Here is a 19,873-nt window from a genome sequence, read left to right as displayed (position 1 = left end):
AGTCCGTACCCATGAGGAGTCCCGTTGACCCACGACGGACACGGCAGCGAGCCCCGGCGCGAGGAGCGCGCGGGAGCGGTGCCCCCCGCGTCGGACGGCGCCGGGCCGCCCCCGGGCGGCGAGCCGTGGTGGGCCCAGGACCCGTCCCCGGCCGCGGCAGCCGCCGAGAGCGAGGACGAGTCGACGCAGCAGATACGTCACCTCGGCAACCGTCCGGAGCGCCCGCAGCCGCCGGGCGCCCCGTCGGCCGGCGGGCAGCCCTGGCCGCTGCCGGCCTCCCCGGGGACGCCGGGCGCGCCGGGCGCCCCCGCGGGCCCCGGCGCCCTCGGCGGCCCGGAGGCCGCCGCCGCCACGGGCCACCCCGGTGCCGCGCCCCAGCCGCCGTACGGCGGGCCACCGCAGCAGCCGCCCGCCGGACCGCCGCCGGGCGCCGCGGACGACGCGGCCGCGACGCAGCTCATACCCCCGATCGCCCCGGCACCGCAGCAGAGACCCGGGGACGACTCCGACGCCACCCAGCTCATCCCCTCGCTCCCGGGGCCGTACGAGAACCCCCGGCCCGGCGCCTACGACCCGCCCGCCGCCTCCGAGCCGCCCCCGCAGCCCGGCGCCCCGCCCGCGCAGCCCCCGGACCGGCCGCCGTTCGCGCCGCCGGCCTTCGACGAGGACTCCCCGCGCTCGCGCCGCCACGCGGCACCGGTGCACACGCAGTTCGAGGGCCTGTTCCGCGACGGCCCCGGTGGCCCCGGCGCCCCCGCCGGCGACCCCGGCGCCACGCAGCGGCTCCCCCCGGTCCGCCCCGGCGCCGCCCCCGCGGTCGGCCCCCAGCCCCCGTACGGCGCCCAGCAGCCCGGCGCCCACCCCGCGGGACCGCCCCCCGGCCCGTACGGCAACGGCGGGCCCGGCGGCCCCGGCGGCCCGTACTACGACGATGACGACGACCGCCGCGGCGGCATCCCCCGCTGGGCCGCCATCGCCATCGGCACCGCCGCCTGCGCCGCCGTCGGCATCACCGCGGGCTGGCTCCTCAGCAGCGGCGACGGCGACGGCGACTCCGCCGGCGGCGCCACCCCGAGCGCCAGCGCCGACCAGGACCCGGGCGGCGAGGACGACGGCGGGAAGGACGACGGCGGCGAGAAGCCGGTCAAGGACGACCCCGCCGAGGCGCAGGCCGAGGAGCTGGACGCGCTGCTCGCCGAGAGCAACGACAGCCGCGACGCGGTGATCAGCTCGGTCGCGAACATCCGCGAGTGCAAGGCGCTCGGCAAGGCCGCCAAGGACCTGCGCGACGCGGCGGGCCAGCGCCGCGACCTCGTCGCCCGGCTCTCGGACCTGAGCGTCGACAAGCTCCCCTCGCACGAGGACCTGACGCGCTCGCTCACCGACGCCTGGAACGCCAGCGCCTCCGCCGACGACCACTACGCCGCCTGGGCCGACGCCGCCAAGCGCGGCAAGGGCTGCGGCGGCGGCGGGAACCACCTGTCGGCGGGCAACAGCGCCAGCGGCGAGGCCACCGCCGCCAAGGAGGAGGCGGCCGGGCTCTGGAACCCGATCGCCGACAAGTACGGCCTCACGCAGCGCCAGGCGACGCAACTGTGAGCCCCGCGAAGGGCAGCGGGAAGGACGCCGGCGGTCCCGTCGGTGAAAGGGCTTCACGCCGCGACCGCCGTTACTCCACCATGGTGCCCATGCCCATCAACGACATGCCGTGGTGGCGCTGGCGCGCCAATGTGCGCTCCGCGCTGCACATGCTCTCCGACCCGGATTTCCAGCGGGAGTACTGGGCGGCGGGGACGGCGGGGTACGGGGACGTCACCGACGCCGTCTACCGCCTCGTCGAGGACACCTGGCTGGACAACTGGTCGGCGGAGAAGTACGTCGGGACGATCTTCCGCGACTCCCGCGAGGCCGCGCTCGTCGACGTCGCCGTGCTCCGCGTGCTGCGCATCATGCACCAGGTCGGCGCGGACTCGCCGGTCTCCGCGTACATGGAGAACCACGCGTGGCCCGAGGCCGTGCGCGCGGCGCGCGAGGCGCACGTGCGGCTCGCGGAGAACGACGGTGACGACCCGGACGCCCCGCCGCGCTCCCTCGAAGTGCTGGCGATCATGACGGGCGCCGCCTGACGGGTGTGGGATCGTAGGCCCATGAGCGAGTACGTACTGACGCTGTCCTGCCCGGACAAAAAGGGCATCGTGCATGCGGTCTCCAGTTATCTCTTCATGACGGACTGCAACATCGAGGACAGCCAGCAGTACGGCGACCCCACCACCGGCCTGTTCTTCATGCGGGTGCACTTCTCCGCCGAGCCGCAGGCGAACGTGGACAAGCTGCGGGCCAGCTTCGCGGCGGTGGCGGAGTCGTGGGCGATGGACTGGCAGATCCACGAGCAGGGCGCGAAGATGCGGGTGCTGCTCATGGTGAGCAAGTTCGGGCACTGCCTGAACGACCTGCTGTTCCGCGCCCGCATCGGCGCGCTGCCGGTGGAGATCGCGGCCGTGGTCTCCAACCACACCGACTTCCGGGAACTGGTCGGCTCCTACGGCATCCCCTTCCACCACGTGCCGGTCACCAAGGACACCAAGGCGGAGGCGGAGCAGAAGCTGCTGGAGCTGGTCCGGGCCGAGGACGTCGAGCTGGTGGTGCTCGCGCGCTACATGCAGGTGATCTCCGACGACCTGTGCAAGCAGTTGGAGGGGCGGATCATCAACATCCACCACTCCTTCCTGCCGAGCTTCAAGGGCGCGAAGCCGTATCACCAGGCGCACGCGCGCGGGGTGAAGCTGATCGGCGCCACCGCGCACTACGTGACGGCGGACCTGGACGAGGGCCCGATCATCGAGCAGGAGGTCGAGCGGGTCGGGCACGAGGTGACGCCGGAGCAGTTGGTGGCGGTCGGCCGGGACGTGGAGTGCCAGGCGCTGGCGCGGGCGGTGAAGTGGCACAGCGAGCACCGGGTGCTGCTGAACGGCACGCGCACGGTGGTCTTCGCGTAGCCCCCTACGGCCGCGGCAGCTACAGCCGCGACAGCGACGCCGTCGCGTAGAGGAAGTCCTCCACCGCCTCGCGCTCCCCGTCGCTCCCCACCGCCGCCTCCGCGGGCGACACGTGCCCCGCCGCCAGCCGGCAGAACTCCAGGCCCTCCAGCGCCACATGGGCCACCGCCCGCTCGGGGCCCGCGACCGCCGCCGGCGAGTCCAGCGGGAGATACCAGTTCCCGCCGCCCTTGCCCTCGATCTCCAGGTGCAGGGTGCGCCCCGGCGTCCCCGCGGCCACCAGCGTCCGCGGCGGCGCGGCGCGCCCCGAGCGGCGCCGGTCGGCCAGCGTCTGCGGCAGCAGCCGCGCCGCCAGGTCGATCATGAGGTGCATGTGCTCGGGCGTCGGCGGTACGTACGGGTAGTCCACGGCCTCCGCGATGTCCCAGGCGTGCATCCAGCACTCGAAGGCCCGGTCCAGGAAGGCGTCGCGCAGCGGCAGCGCCGCCCCGCCGCCGTACGGCACCTGCACGTCGGCGACACCGCTGCCGGCGAACCCCGCGGTCCGTATCAGCGTGTACGTCTGGTCGCGCCACTCGCTGCGCATCTTGCTCGCGTGCTTGCGCCGGAACTCCCGGGCGAGCGACTGCTGTTCCGCGTACGACGAGCCGGCCACCCGCCACAGCGCCTCGGTGCGCTCGGCGGGGGAGGCGACCGTGCGCGGGTGGGTGCCGGCGGCGGGTGCGTCCGCGGCGAGCGGGTCGGGGAGGCCGAGCGCGAGGGCCAGCAGCCCGTCCACGGCCAGGAGATGGCCGATGACACCGGCCACCGACGTCTCGCGGACCGCGGGGCGGTCGTCGTCGTACCAGGCGAGCTGGACCGGAGCGCCCCAGTCCGCCTCGTTCATGTCCGCCAGCAGCGCGTCGAGCCGGGCCGCCTCCGCGTCGTACGGGACGGACCAGCCCGGCATCGGGATCCCGGGCATCCGCCGCGTCAGGCACAGCTCCAGCACCCGGCTGCGCAGCGCGGGATCCATGTCGAGGTTGTCGTGCGGGTGCAGGAGGCGTACGGCGTCGCGCAGCCGGAGCGCTTCGTCCGCGCAGGGCGCGCAGTCGGTCAAGTGCGCCTCTACGGCGGCGGTCTCCTCGGGTGCGCAGGCCGCCAGCGCCCACGCGCCGAGGAGGGACTTCAGCCGGCCGTGGTCGTAGGGGCCCATGATCATGAAGGCCGCCCGGCCTCGGTGTGCGCGGTGGCGAGCATCTGCAGCCCGAGGCGCAGCCGGCGGCGGGCCTCGTCGGGCGAGACGCCGAGTTCCTCGGCCGTCTGGCGGTAGTCGCGGCGCTTGAAGTACGCCAGCTCCAGCGCGGCGCGCTGCGGTTCCGGCATGGACGTGACGATGTAGTCGGCGCGGGCGGCGGCGGAGACGGCGCGGATGCGCTCCTCGCTGTCCTCGATCTCCCCGGCCGCACCCGCCTGGATCACCGCCCAGCGCAGCCGCCGTACGGCGTGCTTGTGCGCAAGACCCGCCAGGAAGGAGCGCAGTTGGCCGCGCTTCGGGTCGTACGCGTCCGGGTGCTGCCAGACGTACGAGAACACCTCGGCCAGCACGCCGTTCGCCTCCTCCTCGTTCTCCAGCACGCGCTGTGCGAGGCCGTAGACGAGGGGCGCGAAGCGGTCGTACAGCTCGCTCAGCGCCGCGGCCTCGCCGCGCGCGAGCCGCTGCTGCATCTTGCGGTTCCAGCGCGGCGGGACGGCGCCCTGTCCGGTGCCGTGCGGTCCGGTGCCGTGCGCCATGCGCTCCCCATCCGTCGCCCGCCCCCTGGTTACCGGTGTCAACGAATGTAGCGCCGGAGAGTGGGGGCGCACGCCCCAGGAGCGTTATCCGTACCGGATGACGCGCAACAGAAGGCAACGAATTGCCAACGGTTATCCGGTGCTGACCGGAATGCGGGGGACGTGTGGGGCGATTGCGCATAGGGTCGGTGTTTCATCTTGTGTGCTGCGGGCACAGCAGGTGACACGTGCAACACAGCGGATTGCGGATGAACGAAACGGGCAGGCGAGCAGGCACGACAAGCTGACAGGCGACGGAAGGACAGCGACCGGGTGTCTTTGCTGCAGGTGACCACCGACAACCGAGGCGACTGGTACGTCCTGTGGGTCTGCGGTGAACTGGACCTGGTCACCTCGCCCCGGGTGCGGCAGCACGTGCACGACGCCGTCGCCGAGGGCCGCCGCCGTCTCGTCCTCGACCTCTCCGCGGTCCGCTTCTGCGACTCCAGCGGCGTCGGCGTGCTCATCGCCGCGCGCCGCTTGCTGAGTTCCTGCGGCGGCGACTTCCGCCTGATCCTGCCGGCGGACGGCGGGGTGGGCGCGTCCGGGGGCGTCTCGGGGACCGCGGTGTCCGGCGGGGCGCATGTGAACCGGGTGCTGGCGGCGCTGGGCGTACGGCGGCTGTTCGCGGTCTACGCGGACGTGGACGACGCGACGAGCGGCACGGCGGAACCCCTGTCCGCGTAGCCGACGGGGGAGTTGGTCCTACCCGGCCTCCTCGGGGGCCTCGTCCGCGGGTTCGTCCGCGGGTTCGTCGCGCGCCTGGAGCCCCGCGACCCACAGCGGCATCAGCCACACCACCACCACCGCGTACACCAGCACCCACACCGCCGGCACCGCCGGCAGCCCGTCCGCGCCCACCGCCTCGGCGAGCACGAACATCCCCGCCGCCACGGCCAGCAGCACCGTCGCCGCCCGGTGCGCCACGGCCCCCGCGCGGTCGCGGTCGGCGAGCTGCCGCTCGTCCAGCATCCGGGTGCGCAGCTCCAGCAGGCCGCGCGTGCCGCCGTTCAGCACGCCGGTGGCGATCACCCACAGCGGCAGCAGGGCCGCCAACGGCGCGATGAGCCAGGCGTCGTCGAGGCGGTACAGCAGGGTGAGGCACGCCAGGGTCGCCCCCGTGAGCGCCACGTGCGCCCCCACGGCGGCGCGGCGCCGCCCCGCGGTGGCGAACACCGGGCGCGCGGCGGGGTCGTTCATGATGCGGAACATCGCGCGGTCGTACGTCGTGGCCTGCCGTGCGCCCCCGCGGGGCCGCTCGGTCGTGGGCTGGGTCATCGTGCTCCCCTGTCTGCGCTGTCGTGCTCGCTGTCGTTCCCGTCCGCCTTCCCCGGCCCGTACAGCTCGTCGCTGAGCGGGCGGAACGGCCGGAGGGCGAAGAGCACTTCCACCGGCAGTTCGAAGTACTCCGCTATGCGCAGAGCGAGGTCGAGGCTCGGGTTGTACTGCCCGCGCTCGATGTGCCCGATCGTCTGGTAGTGCGCCCCCACAGCCTCGGCCAACTGCTTCCGCGACACACTCCGCTCCGCGCGGATCACCGCCAGCCTGTTGTGGACCCGCTCGCTCATGTATAAGAAGTTATACATCGAGGGTGAGCGACGCAAGAGGAGATTCGGCGATTCGACTACGGAGAGTGCCGAAACTGGGCAGAGCGCCAACACGCATGGGGGAACTCTGCCGTTACGCAACGAAGTCGGCCCCGACTCCACTACCCTTCATCGGGTGCGAGTTGTCATGCGGCGACACGGACCCGCGGCCCGCGAATCGGTGGCCGGGGCGGTGCGGAATTGCCGGACTCGTGCAAGGTCACAGCAGCATGAGTGGTCGACGCCGGACCGGCGTTCGGCCGTCGGCCGCGAGCGTCGCACAGTATGCCGCACGCGCACTCTTTCGCGCTGGGATATGCCCGAAGCGCTTGCCGCTGTGACGCTACGTCAATCATCCTGGACGGCAGAGAGATCACGCAGCGTGATCCCGAGGATGGTGTGAGCGGTGCAGACCCTGCAGGTACAGCTCAAGGTGTGGCCCGACCCCGTCGAGGTCGGCCGGGCCAGGCGGTGGACGCGGGCGCGGCTGGCGTGGACCGGGGTGACGGCCGACGAGCCGTACGCCGAGTCGCTGGTGATGCTCGTCTCCGAGCTGGTCACCAACGCCGTCGTGCACACCGACCGCCCCGCCGAGCTCCGCCTCGCCCTCCCCGCGTCGGCCGCGGACTGCGGCCCGTACCGGGTGGAGGTCGTCGACACCTGCGCCGCCCCGCCGCGGCAGCGGCGCGCGCACGAGTACGAGACGCACGGGCGGGGGCTGGAGCTGGTCGACGCCATCGCCGACCGCTGGGGCTGGCAGGCGGAAGGATTCGGCAAGGTCATTTGGTGCGAGATCGACCGCGCCTGCGCCTTCGCCCCGCCGCCGGGGGAGCGCGCGGACGGCGCGGACGGCGCGCTCTTCGCGGGCGCACACGAACACGCACGCGCCGGCACGAACAGCACGTGACACGTCCGGTACGGAACAGGTGTTGACGAGTCGTACGGGCCTGATCACCCTTGTGGGCAGCGATTCGTCGTGAGGGGACGCCGAGGGTTGCCGGCCGGTCGGACGCCCTTGGCGAAGGCGGGTCGCGCATCCGGCGCAAGTCCCCATCCGCCGATGCCGGGTGGCGGTTCGCCGTGCAGGGCTCGGGGTTGCACGGGCGCGCCGCCACTCGACCCTCTCCCGGGCCTGTGGCGCGATCCTTGCGAATGATGGCGATACGGCTCTCGTCCCCGGCCCGTAGCGGCGCGAAGCTCGAAGCATGAACGTCCTCTGGCTCTTCGCCCACCCGGAACACCGCTCCCTCAACGCCGCACTCCGCGACGACGGCATCCGCGCGCTGCGCGCCGCTGGGCACGAGGTCCGGCAGAGCGATCTGTACGCCATGGGCTTCAAGGCCGTCCTCGACGCCGGCGACTACGCGGGCGGCGACGCGGACCGTCTCCTGGTCGGCGACGCCCAGGAGGACGCCTGGCGCGCGGGGAGGGTGAGCCCCGACATCGCGGCCGAGCACGAGAAGCTGGCATGGGCGGACGCACTGGTCGTGCACTTCCCGCTCTGGTGGTTCGGGCCGCCGGCGATCCTCAAGGGGTGGTTCGACCGGGTACTGGTGCAGGGGCTGGCGTCGAAGGTGAAGGACGCGGCGGGCAGGACGCGGCGGTACGGGGACGGGGGCCTGGCGGGCAGGCGCGCGCTGGTGGTCACGTCGGTCGGCGCGCGCGAGGCGAGCTTCGGCCCGCGGGGCATCCACGGGCACGTCGACGAGGTGCTCTGGCCGCTGCACCACGGCACCTTCTTCTACACGGGGATGGCGCCGCTCCCGCCGTTCGTCGTCTACGGCGCGGACCGGCTGACACGGGAGGAGTACCCGCGGGTGGCGGCGGGTCTCGCGGAGCGGCTGCGGGACCTGTGGACGACCGCGCCGCTGCCGTACCGCCCGGAGCGGAGCGGGGACTACGACGAGGAGCTGACGCTGAGGCCGGAACTGGCGGCGGGCGAAACGGGCTTGACCATCCACCGCGACCAGCGGCCAGGCACCCCCCCCACATCCCCCCACAACCCCGCACACCCACCCCAGGGTAGGCGCCCCCTCTGACAATCCCGCGACTCCGCCGCAGGCGCCCACGGTCCCGGCCGGGCCCCCCGTCCCGGACGCCGCTCGCTCTTCAGACGCAGCCGGCCGACCGGCGCCGGGCGATCGCCCCGCCTCAGGCGACGGCGCCCTCGGACTCCGCGCGGAAGGTGCGGCGGTACGCGCTCGGTGAGACGCCCAGCGCCGCCTGCATGTGCTGCCGCAGCGACGCCGCAGTGCCGAAGCCCGCATCCGTCGCGATCCGGTCCACCGGCAGGTCCGTGTCCTCCAGCAACTGCCGTGCCCGCTCCACCCGCTGCACCGTCAGCCACTGCCCCGGGCTCATCCCCACCTCGTCCCGGAACCGCCGCGTGAACGTCCGCACCGACATCGACTCGCACGCCGCCAAGTCCCGCAGCGCCAGCGGCTCGTGCAGCCGCGCCAGCGCCCACGCCCGCGCCTTCGCCGTCGTCGACACCGCCGGCTCCGGCACGGGACGCCGCACGAACTGCGCCTGGCCGCCGTCCCGGTGCGGCGGGACGACCGTGCGCCGCGCCACGTCGTTGGCCACGGCGGAGCCGTGGTCGTGCCGGATCATGTGCAGGCACAGGTCGACCCCGGAGGCCACGCCCGCGGACGTCAGCACGTCACCGTCGTCCACGTACAGCACGTCGGGGTCGAAGCGCACCTTCGGGAACAGCGCCCGGAACCGGTCCCCCGACGCCCAGTGCGTCGTCGCCGGCCGCCCGTCGAGCAGCCCGGCGGAGGCGAGCACGAACGCCCCGGTGCAGATCGACGCCAGCCGCGTCTCCGGCCGCACGTACGCCAGCGCGCCCGCCAGCTCCGCGGGCAGCCGCCCGCGCGTGTACGCCTCGTCCGCCTCGTGCGACGCGGGCACGATCACGGTACGGGCCTGGGCCAGCGCCTCCGGCCCGTACCGCACGTTGATCGTCACGTCCGCGTCCGTACGCACCTCACCCGGCGCGACCGTGCAGGTCACGACCTCGTACAGCGGATCCCCCGCCGCACTCCTGGCCCGCCCGAAGAGCCGGTGCACGATCCCCAGCTCGATGGGCAGCATCCCGTGCCGTACGAAGACGGCGACGGGATGCCGCTGCGGATGCCGGAACACGGGCACCGGGACCGCCTCCTGCACCACCGCCTCCTGCACCACGGCGGGCCGCTGCACACTTCCCATGGCCCAATCCTGACACACCCCGGCCTCCGGGCCAGAGGCGCCGGAGACCGGGGTGCCGGGGCGCCGGGGGCCGGGATGTCGGGGTGCCGAGGGCCGGGTCAGTCGAGGGTGTTCAGCATCGCCTCTTCCACGTGGTCGGCGGCGTTGCGGTGGCCGAGGGCGTTGGGGTGCACGAAGGAAAGCTGGTCGGGCAGGGTGACGAAGCCTTCGACCCACTTGGTGTCGTCACAGACGCTGTGGTTCTGGGAGGAGGCGGAGAGGTCGACGAAGCTCGCGGATTCCTGCGTGCCGGTCGACTTCTCGATGGTCCTGTTGAGGGGGTCCAGGACGTCCTGGCGCAGCCAGTTCAGGTCGCCCTGGGTGATCGTGCCGAATTTGGTCAGGTCGCCGTAGCCGCACTTGGCGGTGGACTGGGGGACGATCGTGGGGTAGCCGACGGCCAGGATCTTCGCGCCCGGGGCGCGCTCGTGGAGCACGGCGAGCATCCGGTCGTACTCCTGGCTCACCTTGTCCAGCCGGGCCTGGATGCCGGCGCCCAGGGCGTCCTTGCACGGGGTGCCCGCGCCGTCGTTCTCGCCGCCCACCCGCATGCACGTGGTGAGGATTTCGGCGAAGCCGAGGGTGTTGCCGCCCACGCCGACGGTGATGACGTCGGTATCGGGGCCCACCGCTTCGGACTGGGGCGGCACCGCGGGGAAGGGGTAGTCCGGGTCCTCGGAGAAGGGCGGCAGGTGCCGGCCGATCGGCTCCTGGGGCGTGTCGGTGACGTTCTCGATGGTGGCGGCGCCGCAACTGACGTTGGTCAGGTCGAAGAGGCCGCCGAGGTCGCGGTCGATGACCTGGGGGTAGGACCGGCCGGTGCGCTCGCAGCCGTCGCGCGGGTACTCGAAGGCATCGCCCGCGGCCCGGATGACCCCCGCGGTGTAGGAGTCGCCCAGGGCGACCCACTGCTGGTCCTCGGCCGCGGCGGCGGGGTGCGCCCCGGCGAACTGGCCGGGGACGACCGCGCCGGCGGCGAGGGCCGCGGCCGAGCCGAGCAGGGCCAGACGAGTGCGAAGACGGGCCACGAATCCTCCAGGGAGACGTCGTTGATGTCGCTCCGACCCTAGAGAAGTCACTACTCAGTGCACTAGATCCCATACGGACAGTGATGGCAGAGGGGTGGGGGTGCGTCTTTGTGGGTGAGGGTGCGCGGTGTGTCGACCGGATTCCGTCGGTTGGTGACCGCTCTGGTGCGGCACTTGCGCAGCGTGGGAGGCTGCTTGATCGTCTGAGGGTTCACGGCCGGACGTGTGTCCTCTGGGTGGCTGTCCGGTTCTCGATCCCGGCCGCGATGCTTGGCCCGATCCTTGCACACCTTGGCCCTCGGGCCACTCGTGCGGACGTGGTACCCGGGCCATCCTCGACAGGTGACGCAGCCATCGACGCCCTCCGCACGAATCGAGACCGAGGCCGAGACCGAGGCCGGGGCCCGGCCTGAGAACGGGGCCCGGCCTGTGGCCGGGGCCCGGGCCGACACCGGCGCTGCCGCGCCGGTGAAGCCTCCCGCCAAGTGGCGTGTGCACCGTGCCTGGTTCGTCGCGGCGGTGACCTTCGTGACCGTCGTGGCCGCCGCCTCCTTCGTCGCGCTCCCCGGGCTGCTCATCGGCCCTCTGCACGACGAGTTCGGCTGGTCCCGCGGAACCATCGGCCTCGCGGCCTCCGTCAACCTGACGCTGTACGGCGTCACCGCCCCCTTCGCCGCTGCCCTCATGGACCGTTTCGGCATACGCCGCGTGGTGGCGTTCGCGCTCCTGATGATCGCCACCGGCGCCCTGCTCAGCCACTGGATGACCGCGAGCTGGCAACTGATCCTCTACTGGGGCCTGCTCATCGGCCTCGGCACCGGCTCCATGGCCCTCGCCTTCTCCGCCACCGTCACCAACCGCTGGTTCGTCAAGCACAAGGGCCTCGTCACCGGCCTCCTCACCGCCGCCACCGCCTCGGGCCAGCTCGTCTTCCTGCCCCTGCTGTCCTGGGTCGTGGAAACCCACGGCTGGCGGCCGGCGACCGTCACCGTCGCCCTCGTCTCCGCCGCCGCCGTCCCCTTCGTCTGGCTCCTCCTCCGCGACCACCCGGCCGACGTCGGCCTCGCCCCCTACGGCTCCGACGAGTTCGTCCCCAAGCCCCCGCCCCAGCGCGGCGCGGCGGGCCGAGCCCTGCGCGTCCTGCGCGACGCCTCCCGCAGCGGTACGTTCTGGCTCCTCTGCGGTGCGTTCGCCATCTGCGGCGCGTCCACCAACGGCATCATCCGCACCCACTTCGTGCCCTCCGCCCACGACCACGGCATGGCCATGACCGCCGCCGCCTCGCTCCTCGCGCTCGTCGGCATCTTCGACATCATCGGCACCATCGCCAGCGGCTGGCTCACCGACCGCTACGACGCCCGCCGGCTGCTCGCCGTCTACTACGGACTCCGCGGCCTCAGCCTCATGTTCCTGCCGCTGCTCCTCGGCCCGTCGATCCACCCGCCGATGATCTTCTTCATCGTCTTCTACGGCCTCGACTGGGTCGCCACCGTCCCGCCCACCCTCGCGCTCTGCCGCGAGCACTTCGGCGAGGACAGCGCCATCGTCTTCGGCTGGGTCCTCGCCTCCCACCAGATCGGCGCCGCCCTCGTCGCCTGGCTCGGCGGCGTGGCCCGCGACGTCACGGGTTCGTACGACATGGTGTGGCTGGCGTCGGGCGGCCTGTGCGCGCTGGCGGCGATGATGTCGCTGGTGGTGAGGCAAGGACGAAAGGACGAGCCGGCGGGGGCCACGGCGTAGGGGGCGGGGCGTAGGGGCCGCCGGGCCGTTGCTCGGGGACTGGCTGCTCGTGAGCGGGCCGTTCGTGATCGGCGTGTTCGTGCCCTCACGCCCGCCCAGGCGGCTGGGTGCTCGTGGTCGGTCCGCTGGGTCGGTCGGCCTGCTCGTGCTCGGCCCGCTCGTGCCCTCACGCCCGCCCAAGGGTATGCGCCCGGACTGACAACCCGGGGGGCAGTAGGGCGTTGAGCTGGTACGTCGTGTCTGTGTGGGCCGGGTGCGGGGGTACGGTGCCGGGCGGGTGGTGCTTCGTCAGGGGTGCAGGCGTACGGGGGAGCGGCGAGGGGAGTAGCCGTGTCGTCAAGGCTCCCCCGGGCCACCCCGCTTGTGAGTGTGCGGGCCTCCGCCCGGTGTCAAGGGCGTCCCCTCCGCTTCGCTGCGGGAACGTCGCTGCGCGATGGGGCTTCGCCCCACCCTTGACACCGGACTCCGGCCCGAAAGGCGGGCGGCTATGGGTGGCCCGGAGGGAGCGGGCACCCTTGAAGCCACCTACGGACCGGTCGTCCCGTGACGGGGCCGGCCACCGGAGGCGGGCTTGCCCTGTGCGCGGGCGGGACCGGCGTCGGTGGCGGATGACGCCGGGGCCGGGGTCGGTCTGCCTGCGTGTCGGGGCTGTCGGCGGGGTGGTTCGGCTGGGCCGAAAGTCGGGCTGGGCGGGTATTTTGCCCGGGTTTCCGGCTGCTGTTGCGGCGACTTTGTGGCGGTGGGGCGCATTCCGGGTGGCCTGAGGGCGAATCTGGCGGCTGCCGGGTGGGTGGGTGCGTCTGGAGGGGCGAAAGTCGGCGCTGGAGGGCTGATTCGGCGCGGATCGGGGGGTGTTACCGCGAGTTACGGCCCAATTTCTCCGCCCCCCGAGCGCGAGGGCCGCGTGGGGTGGGCGTCAGGTATCAAGCTCGCACCGCACGATCTTTCCCACGGCCTGCCGCTCCGCCACCCCCCACCGGTCGGCCATCGCCTCGACGAGCAGCAACCCCCGCCCGCGCTCGCCCTCCACGTCGTACCGTCGCTCCAGCACCGGCACGCGCTCGCGCCGCGCGTCGGCCACCTCGATGCGCAGCACGCCGTCGACGCGGAGCCGCATCGCCAGGTGGAAGTCCCGGCCGGGCACCCGCCCGTGCAGCACGGCGTTCGCGCACAACTCCGCGACCACCGTCTCGACGGTCAGCGACACCTCGCCGTTGCGGGGGAAATCGTTGGGGGATTCATGGATCCCCACGGTGCCGCTGAGGCGAACACCCTGGCCAGGCACACAGCTCCTACGGAGAGTGCTGTACCGGACACGTATCGCGAGTGGGGAGGCGATCCAGTATGGCGGAATCCAAGCGTCCACCCCGACGGCCCCGTGCTCACCTTCCCCGCCGACGCCTGGCAGGCGTTCACCGACTTCGCCCGCGGGCTCGGCGCAGGGCGGTAGCCGCCACGTGCCTCGCGGTGTAGGCGCTGCCGTACGCCGTGCCGCGGCTCCGTAGGGCCAGGTCGCGGAGCAATCCGCGGGGGCGGGGGCGTTCCGTCAGTTCCGTGAAGATCGCCTCGTGGCGGGCGGCGATCCGGGTCGGGTCGAAGCGTTCGGAGGCGGCGCGGGCCGCCGCCCCCGTGCGGCGGCGGAGGGCGTCGTCCTGGATCAGCTCGAGGAGCGCGTCCGCCACGGCGTTCGCGTCGCCGACCGGGACCAGGCGGCCGTCCACGCCGTCCTCGATGATCTCGCCCGGCCCGTGCGGGCAGTCCGTGGAGACGACCGGCAGCGCGCAGCGCATCGCCTCCACGATCGTCATGCCGAACGACTCCTTGCTCGAGGTGACCGCCGCGATGGAGCCTTTGACCCACTCCCGCTCCATGGGGCTCGCATTGCCCATGAGGAAGACGTGCTCCGTGAGCCGGAGGTCGGCGATCTGCGCCCGCAGGGCGTCGCGTTCGTTGCCCGTGCGGTCGCCGCTGCCGTAGATCCGTAACGTCCAGTCGGGGCGGGCCGCGGCGACCTTGGCGAACGCCTCGATCAGGAGGTCGTAGCGCTTGACCCGGGTCAGCCGGCCGGCGGCGACGACCACTTTGGCGGTGCCGTCGGCGGGGGCGACGGCCGGTGCCGGCACGCTGTTGGGGACGGCCTCGATGCGGACCCCGGGGAGGTTGAGGCGGGTGCGGTAGGCGTGGGCGTCGGCTTCGGTGACGGTGGTCACCGCGTCGAGGAGGCCGTAGCGGATGCCGAGTTCGCGACGGAGACGCCCGCCGTGGCCGTCGAGCGTGAGGTGTTCCTGCGCGACGCGGACCGGGCCGCGGCGGGTCTGGCGGGCGATGTGGACGTTGAGCCCGGGGCGGGTGCCGACGACGACGTCGGCGTCCACGGTGCGCAGATAGGCGCCGATGCGGTCGTCGGTGAGCTTGCTGTATTGGTTGTGCCGGCCGTCGCCGCGTGGGAAGACGCGGGCGGGTTTGCGGTGGTCCGGCAGGTCGCCCGCGTAGTCCGGGCTCCGCCGGCGCAGGTCGACGAGCGTGCGGATGGGTATGCCGAGCGGGGCTTCCATCATGGGCTCGTCGCGGTGCCGGAAGACGGAGACCAGCTCCACGTCGTGGCGCTCCGCGAGGGCCTGGGCGAGGGTGAAGGTCGTACGGATGGTGCCCCCGATTCCGTACGTATTGTGCAGCAGGAAGGAAATGCGCATGCGTGGTCCGTGCCCCCCAGAAGTAGTCGAATCCGACTCTAGTTCTTCGCCGCAGATGCGCCCTCTGTTCTCCCGGTGGCGGGAGGGGCGCGTGGGACGTAGCGTCGGATGGGGGACTACGGCATCGGAGGAGTACGAAGATGCTGGAGAACATCGCGCGCAACAAGCGCTACGTCGTCGGCTCCGTCCTCGTCCTCGCCGGTGTGGTGGGCGTGGTCTGGAGTGTCTGGCGGCCCTGGTACAACGGGCGGGACGGTCGCTTCTACGCGCTCGGCAGCGTCTTCGACGGGATCTCCGATACCCGGGCGCAGCTCTTCGGCTCGATCTTCCTGCCCTTTGCGTTCGCCGCGCTGGTGGCCATCTACGGGACTTTGACGCGCTCGCGCCGTCTCGTCATCCTCGCCGCGCTCCTGGTGCTCTTCATCACCGCGCTGTGGATGCTCCGGCAGAGCCAGTTGGTCGGCGGGCTGAAGGTCAGCACCGACGGCACCGGGTTGGACGTCGGGACGGCGAACGCCGTGATCGGCGCCGCGCTGATGCTGGTCGGCGTGGGCGTCTGGGGCAAGCAGCAGCGCCGCCCCCTCACCCCGCCCGCGGAGGAACCCGAGCCGGGACCCCGCCTCCGCTCCGTCTCCACCACCGGCAAGCCCGGCCGGTCCGGGCGCCCCGGTGAGGCGGAAGCCCCCGAGGAGCGCCCCGAGGAGCGCCCCGAGGAGCCGCCCCGCGCCGCCTAGCGGCCGGCCCGGCAGCCGTGCGTCCGAAGGGATACTGGCCCGGAACCGGACGCACGACTGAGGGGTACGGCACGTGACCGTCGACAACCGTGTGGGACCGCCCCGCCTGGGCAGCGAACGCGACACGCTGCGGGCCTGTCTCGACTACCACCGCGCCACTCTCGCCAGGAAATGCGAGGGGCTGAGCGACGAGGAACTGCGGCGGCGGTCGATGCCGCCGTCCACGCTCTCGCTGCTCGGTCTGGTGCGGCACATGGCGGAGGTGGAACGGGCCTGGTTCCGGCGCGTGTTCGAGGACCACGACGCGCCGATGGTCTGGTCCGACCGGATCGACTTCCAGGCGGCGTACGACGCGAGCGGGTCGACCAGGGCCGAGGCGTTCGGCGCCTGGGAGGCGGAGGTCGGGCGGTCGCGCCGGATCGAGCGGGAGGCGGAGTCCCTGGACCTGGTCGGCTACCAGCCGAGGTGGGACGAGGACGTGTCGCTGCGGATGGTGATGGTGCACGTACTTCTGGAGTACGGGCGGCACAACGGGCACGCGGACTTCCTGCGCGAGGGCATCGACGGGACCGTGGGCGCCTGAGCCCCCGCCGACCGGAAGCCCGCGGTACGGAAGCGGGGCCCGGCCCGATGCCGGGCCCCGCCTCTCCTCCTACTCCTTCAGGTCCGCCGGGTGGAAGTTGACGCGTTCCCGTACGACGGGATAGCCGGCCTTCGCGAAGTTCGCGGCCATCGGGAAGTTCCCCCGGTCCGTCGCGGCGCTGACGAACTCCGCGCCCCGCTCGACGAGGAAGTGCGTGCATTCCGCGAGGAGGTCGTAGGAATAGCCGTGGCCGCGATGTTCGGGGAGGACGCCGATGAAGCCGACGATCGGGCCCGAGGGGTTGTGGGCGGGGATGTGGATGCCCGCCAGTTCGCCCTCCGGCGTGTACGCGGTCTGCCACCACTCCCGCGGGGAGGGGCACCAGTGGAAGAAGTCGATCTCTTCCTGTGCCGCCTGGTCCAGGCCGCCTTCCCCGATCGCCTTGAGCGCGTGGGCGTCCAGGGTGGCGGAGTGGATGCGGCGCAGGGCGTCGAAGAACACGCCGTCGTCGGGTTCGGCCCTGAAGCGCAGCCGGCCGGGCCGCTCGGGGAGGCCGCCCTCGGGGGTCCAGCGGTAGAGGAACCGCTCGACGAGGAGTTCGTACCCGGCGGCGCGGGCGGCGGCGAAGCGGGTGTCGGCGGCGGCGCGCAGGGCGGGGTCTTCGCGCCAGCCGCCGGGCAGGTTGATTTCGAGTTCGACCCGCCAGGGCACGGAGAGCAGGAGTCGGGTCCCCGCCTCCTCCTCGCCTTCTGCCACGTCGAACCAGTTGACGCTGAGGGGCTCGGCGTCGTCGGGGCCGCCCCACCAGGCGCCGCGGGCGACGACCCGGCCGTCGCGGAGGGCGACGTGCTTCCACTCCGTACGGAACCGCGTGTTGCGGTGGCCCTCACGGGCGCCGAGGGGGTCGGGCAGGGTGTCGAAGAGAGGGGCGTCGCTCTCGGTGAGCGCACGGATGATGACCGGATCGGTCATGGATTCCTCCGGGATAACGGCTGTGCGGCGCGCTCCCGTCAGGACTGATGAACCACGCCGGACTGCGGACGAGGGGAGCGCTGGGTAAGGGTGGACTTCACGGCACTCGCCTCCTTCCGACCGTCTCAGGGCGTGCCGTCACACAGTAGGTGATCGCCCGCGCGGCCGTCCACGGATTTACGGCCCGGGAAATCCCTTGAGGCGCACCGACCGGCGCCCGTACGGTGCCCGGGACCGAGTCGTCGAGGCAAGGGCGTGCCGTTGTACACCGTGTGAGACCTCCCAAGCGCTGATTGGTCGCGCGTCGTGCGCCGCTTCGTGCGGGCGCCGTCGCGCTGCATTTTGCTGCGGTTTTCTCACACGGATACCGGTGTACTTCTGTGCTCACAGACTGGTTGGTCATGCCCACCTGCCTGCCGCTCGTCCGCCGCCGCTGTTATGCGTGCGCGTCCGGGCGCTTCCGGGCGAACGGCAAGTTCCGCGTCAACGCCCACCACAAGCTCCTCGACGTCTGGCTCCTCGCGCTCTGCACGGGCTGCGGGGTGACGGCGAAGCTCACGGTCCTGGAGCGGGTGAACGTACGCTCCGTACGCCCCGAACTCCTGGCCCGGCTCCACCACGACGACATCCACCTGGCCGCCACCCTGCTCCAGGACCCGGCCTTCCAGCGCCGCAACCGCGTCGCGCTCGACTGGACCGGCGCCTGGCGCCTCGACACGGGCGGCACGGACCATCTCCACCGCGAGGTCATCGACGTCACGGTGCGCTTCGCGGCCCGGATCCCGGTCCGCCCGGTGCGGCTGATCGCCGACGGCTGCGCCCTCACGCGGGCCGAGGCGGAGCGCCTGATCGACGAGGGGAGGCTCATCTCCGCGGTCCGCCTCAACGCCAGACTGACCGGCGACTTCACGTTCACCCTCAAACGCTGAACCCGCACCCGGGAAACCCGGGGCCCGGTCGGCGCGCTCCGCCGGCCGGGCCCCGGGTACGCGCTACGCGACGGCGGTGGCCTCCAGTTCGACCAGCAGGGTGGGGATCGCCAGGCGGGTGACGCCGAGCATCGTCGTCGCCGGGGCCGCCTTCGCCGCGGCGAGGCGGGCGGCCAGTTCGCCGTAGTGCGGGAAGAGGGCGTCGACGTCGGTGGTGTAGACGTTGAGGCGGACGAGGTTCTCCAGGGACATGTCCGCCCCGGCGAGGACCGCCTCCAGGTTGTCGAGGCTGAGGGCGAGCTGTGCGGCCATGTCGTCCGGGTGCTGCGGCCGGCCCTCGGGGCTCATGGCGGTCTGGCCCGAGACGAAGAGCGTGCGGGTGTGGCCGGAGGCCAGTTCGCCCTGGTTGAAGCCCATGTCCGTCGACCAGGTGACCGGGTTTATCGCTGTGCGTTCCATGGGCGTCAGCCTCGCAACGAATGACGACATCCTGTGTCGTATATCCTGCTAGATTTTTTCGTATGCGCGCCGATCGCCTGGTCTCGCTGGTCCTGCTCCTCCGCCAGCGCGGCCGGCTCTCCGCGGCCACGCTCGCGCGCGAGCTGGAGGTCTCCACCCGCACCGTGCTGCGCGACATCGAGGCCCTGTCCGCGGCCGGCGTGCCGGTGCACTCCGAGCGCGGCCGGCACGGCGGGTTCGCGCTGCTGCCCGGGTTCCGTACGGAGCTCACCGGGCTCAACCACGACGAGGCCCTCGCCCTCCTCATCGCCGGATCACGGCGCGGTGCGCAGGCGTTCGGGCTCGGCTCGGCGCTCGCGTCGGCGATGCTCAAGGTGGTCGACGCGCTGCCGCCCGGCTACCGCGACACCGCCGCGGGGGTCGCGGAACGGCTCCTCGTCGACCCCGAGACCGACCTCCTCGCCCGCCCGCTCACCGCCGACGAGGTACCGGACGACGTGATAGCCGCCATCCGCGGCGCCGTCTTCGCCGGGCGGAAGCTGCGGATCCGCTACGCCCCGGAGGGGCGGGCCGCGGCGTGGCGCACGGTGGACCCGATCGGCCTGGTGACCGTACGGGACAAGGGCTACCTGCTCGCCGCCCGCGACGGCGCCGACCGCACCTACCGCCTCTCGCGGGTCCGCGCCGCCGAGGAACTCCCCGAACCCGCGCAGCGCCCCGAGCGCGTCGACCTCGACCGGGCCTGGCAGGAGCGGAGCGCCCGCTTCCGTAGCGGCGGGGACCAGGTCGCCGTGACGGTACGGATCACGCCGCGGCGCCGCGAGGAGCTGGTGGGCACCGCCCTCGCCGTACTCGCCGAGGACGTGGAAGCGGACGGGCGACTGCGGCTGGAGGTGGCGTTCCAGGATGCGCGGCACGCCGAATGGGCGGTGTGGCAACTCGCGACGGACGCCGAGGCATTGACCCCGGAGTGGCTGCGAACGGCACTGCGCGACCGCGCCGCGGCCCTCGCCGCCCACTACGCGTCGCCGTCCTGAACCCGCCACGGGACCGCCCGCCCTGATGCCGTTCGGTGCCGGAACCGGGCGA

Annotated in this window: 21 protein-coding genes; 11 read left to right on the top strand and 10 right to left on the bottom strand. The window is 72.9% G+C overall.

Annotation, left to right across the window (positions count from 1 at the left end; translation table 11 throughout):
* Positions 1-24: 24 nt before the first annotated feature.
* The 3 genes from DMB38_RS13715 to purU all read left to right on the top strand — a co-directional run bounded on the left by DMB38_RS13715 (position 25) and on the right by purU (position 2,996).
* Complete coding sequence (locus tag DMB38_RS13715; RefSeq protein ID WP_125935432.1) at positions 25-1,599, top strand: hypothetical protein; 1,575 nt, start codon at positions 25-27, stop codon at positions 1,597-1,599.
* A gap of 89 nt (positions 1,600-1,688) precedes the next feature.
* On the top strand, positions 1,689-2,126 hold the full coding sequence (locus tag DMB38_RS13710) for a hypothetical protein (protein WP_240662199.1): 438 nt from the start codon (positions 1,689-1,691) through the stop codon (positions 2,124-2,126).
* A 21-nt stretch (positions 2,127-2,147) separates the two neighbouring features.
* Positions 2,148-2,996 carry a formyltetrahydrofolate deformylase gene (gene purU / locus DMB38_RS13705; protein ID WP_125935431.1) on the top strand — a complete coding sequence of 283 codons (849 nt, stop codon included), beginning with the start codon at positions 2,148-2,150 and terminating at the stop codon, positions 2,994-2,996.
* 19 nt (positions 2,997-3,015) lie between these two features.
* Here the strand turns inward: purU and DMB38_RS13700 are convergent, their stop codons facing one another.
* Together DMB38_RS13700 and DMB38_RS13695 are read right to left on the bottom strand one after the other, a co-directional pair.
* Positions 3,016-4,197 (bottom strand): zf-HC2 domain-containing protein, encoded by a 1,182-nt coding sequence (locus tag DMB38_RS13700; RefSeq protein ID WP_125935430.1) that lies wholly within the window; start codon positions 4,195-4,197, stop codon positions 3,016-3,018.
* Positions 4,194-4,769: a sigma-70 family RNA polymerase sigma factor gene (locus DMB38_RS13695; RefSeq protein ID WP_125935429.1), complete on the bottom strand. Its 576-nt coding sequence runs from the start codon at positions 4,767-4,769 to the stop codon at positions 4,194-4,196. Before DMB38_RS13695 ends, DMB38_RS13700 begins: the two co-directional genes overlap by 4 nt.
* Before the next feature lie 318 nt (positions 4,770-5,087).
* Here DMB38_RS13695 and DMB38_RS13690 point away from each other — a divergent pair, with 318 nt between their 5' ends.
* Complete coding sequence (locus tag DMB38_RS13690; RefSeq protein WP_125939013.1) at positions 5,088-5,495, top strand: STAS domain-containing protein; 408 nt, start codon at positions 5,088-5,090, stop codon at positions 5,493-5,495.
* Between the two features lie 18 nt (positions 5,496-5,513).
* Here DMB38_RS13690 and DMB38_RS13685 read toward each other — a convergent pair whose 3' ends face one another.
* The gene (locus DMB38_RS13685) at positions 5,514-6,086 is read right to left on the bottom strand and encodes a hypothetical protein (RefSeq protein ID WP_125935428.1); all 573 of its coding nucleotides are present in this window, start codon (positions 6,084-6,086) and stop codon (positions 5,514-5,516) included.
* Positions 6,083-6,376, bottom strand: coding sequence for a helix-turn-helix transcriptional regulator (locus DMB38_RS13680; protein WP_164715991.1), 294 nt, complete (start codon positions 6,374-6,376; stop codon positions 6,083-6,085). Before DMB38_RS13680 ends, DMB38_RS13685 begins: the two co-directional genes overlap by 4 nt.
* A 424-nt stretch (positions 6,377-6,800) precedes the next feature.
* Here DMB38_RS13680 and DMB38_RS13675 point away from each other — a divergent pair, with 424 nt between their 5' ends.
* Positions 6,801-7,301, top strand: coding sequence for an ATP-binding protein (locus tag DMB38_RS13675; protein ID WP_125935426.1), 501 nt, complete (start codon positions 6,801-6,803; stop codon positions 7,299-7,301).
* Between the two features lie 298 nt (positions 7,302-7,599).
* Entirely contained in the window at positions 7,600-8,433 is an 834-nt protein-coding gene (locus DMB38_RS13670; RefSeq protein ID WP_125935425.1) for an NAD(P)H-dependent oxidoreductase, read from the top strand.
* 112 nt (positions 8,434-8,545) lie between these two features.
* Here the strand turns inward: DMB38_RS13670 and DMB38_RS13665 are convergent, their stop codons facing one another.
* Positions 8,546-9,607: a helix-turn-helix domain-containing protein gene (locus tag DMB38_RS13665; RefSeq protein ID WP_125935424.1), complete on the bottom strand. Its 1,062-nt coding sequence runs from the start codon at positions 9,605-9,607 to the stop codon at positions 8,546-8,548.
* A gap of 98 nt (positions 9,608-9,705) precedes the next feature.
* Positions 9,706-10,674, bottom strand: coding sequence for an SGNH/GDSL hydrolase family protein (locus DMB38_RS13660; RefSeq protein WP_125935423.1), 969 nt, complete (start codon positions 10,672-10,674; stop codon positions 9,706-9,708).
* A gap of 429 nt (positions 10,675-11,103) precedes the next feature.
* Between DMB38_RS13660 and DMB38_RS13655 the strand changes: the two genes are divergently transcribed.
* Complete coding sequence (locus DMB38_RS13655; protein WP_125939012.1) at positions 11,104-12,414, top strand: MFS transporter; 1,311 nt, start codon at positions 11,104-11,106, stop codon at positions 12,412-12,414.
* A 916-nt stretch (positions 12,415-13,330) separates the two neighbouring features.
* On the opposite strand, the gene DMB38_RS13650 is transcribed toward DMB38_RS13655, so the two are convergent.
* Positions 13,331-13,666 (bottom strand): ATP-binding protein, encoded by a 336-nt coding sequence (locus tag DMB38_RS13650; protein WP_240662197.1) that lies wholly within the window; start codon positions 13,664-13,666, stop codon positions 13,331-13,333.
* A 160-nt stretch (positions 13,667-13,826) separates the two neighbouring features.
* Positions 13,827-15,107, bottom strand: coding sequence for a glycosyltransferase family 4 protein (locus tag DMB38_RS13640; RefSeq protein WP_125935421.1), 1,281 nt, complete (start codon positions 15,105-15,107; stop codon positions 13,827-13,829).
* A 140-nt stretch (positions 15,108-15,247) separates the two neighbouring features.
* Here DMB38_RS13640 and DMB38_RS13635 point away from each other — a divergent pair, with 140 nt between their 5' ends.
* Positions 15,248-15,841, top strand: coding sequence for a hypothetical protein (locus tag DMB38_RS13635; protein WP_125935420.1), 594 nt, complete (start codon positions 15,248-15,250; stop codon positions 15,839-15,841).
* Positions 15,842-15,914: 73 nt separating this feature from the next.
* On the top strand, positions 15,915-16,424 hold the full coding sequence (locus tag DMB38_RS13630) for a DinB family protein (protein ID WP_125935419.1): 510 nt from the start codon (positions 15,915-15,917) through the stop codon (positions 16,422-16,424).
* A 69-nt stretch (positions 16,425-16,493) separates the two neighbouring features.
* On the opposite strand, the gene DMB38_RS13625 is transcribed toward DMB38_RS13630, so the two are convergent.
* A complete protein-coding gene (locus tag DMB38_RS13625; RefSeq protein WP_125935418.1) occupies positions 16,494-17,396 on the bottom strand; it encodes a GNAT family N-acetyltransferase in 903 nt (300 codons plus the stop codon).
* A gap of 401 nt (positions 17,397-17,797) precedes the next feature.
* Between DMB38_RS13625 and DMB38_RS13620 the strand changes: the two genes are divergently transcribed.
* Positions 17,798-18,325 carry a DUF1062 domain-containing protein gene (locus DMB38_RS13620; protein WP_164715989.1) on the top strand — a complete coding sequence of 176 codons (528 nt, stop codon included), beginning with the start codon at positions 17,798-17,800 and terminating at the stop codon, positions 18,323-18,325.
* Between the two features lie 63 nt (positions 18,326-18,388).
* Here DMB38_RS13620 and DMB38_RS13615 read toward each other — a convergent pair whose 3' ends face one another.
* Positions 18,389-18,784, bottom strand: coding sequence for a RidA family protein (locus DMB38_RS13615; RefSeq protein ID WP_125935416.1), 396 nt, complete (start codon positions 18,782-18,784; stop codon positions 18,389-18,391).
* A gap of 62 nt (positions 18,785-18,846) precedes the next feature.
* On the opposite strand from DMB38_RS13615, the gene DMB38_RS13610 reads away from it, so the two are divergent.
* Complete coding sequence (locus DMB38_RS13610; protein WP_125935415.1) at positions 18,847-19,821, top strand: WYL domain-containing protein; 975 nt, start codon at positions 18,847-18,849, stop codon at positions 19,819-19,821.
* The last annotated feature ends 52 nt before the right edge of the window (positions 19,822-19,873 follow it).

This window comes from Streptomyces sp. WAC 06738 (assembly GCF_003945505.1).
GTDB lineage: Bacteria > Actinomycetota > Actinomycetes > Streptomycetales > Streptomycetaceae > Streptomyces.
Note: the sequence above shows the minus strand (reverse complement) of the source record. Positions and strands in the feature narration are given on the sequence as shown.